1 pseudogene is annotated in these 361 nt (G+C 62.3%); it reads left to right on the top strand.

Annotated features, from left to right (window positions below):
- Positions 1 to 361, top strand: a pseudogene (locus EE949_RS05150) (glutathione S-transferase); the annotation flags it as partial.

Here is a 361-nt window from a genome sequence, read left to right as displayed (position 1 = left end):
CTGCCGACCCCTTCGCGCGGGCTCAGGTCTGGACCATCGCCAAGGAAATCGAACTCTACATCGAGCTGCCTGCGCGGGTCTGCTACGCCGAAGTGATCATCGGTGGCAGGCCCACACCGCCGGACCTGAAGGCCAAGGCGCGTCGCGACCTGATCAAGGGCATTGCCGCACTGGCCCAGCGTGCGCGCTTTGCGCCTTACGTAGCGGGCGAGCAATTCAGCGTGGCGGATGTGTATTTTCTGTACAGCATCGACCTGGCCCAGCAGGTAGGCGAGCGACTGTTCGATCTGGACTTTCTGGGCGACATGCGGAAAGCGCAAGCCTTGCTGGAGCGGCTGGCATTGAATCCGAATGTGCAGAG

Origin of the sequence: Pseudomonas viridiflava, from assembly GCF_900602065.1 — a bacterium.
In the GTDB taxonomy this organism is placed as follows: Bacteria; Pseudomonadota; Gammaproteobacteria; order Pseudomonadales; family Pseudomonadaceae; genus Aquipseudomonas.
This window is presented reverse-complemented; position numbering and strand designations above follow the sequence as displayed.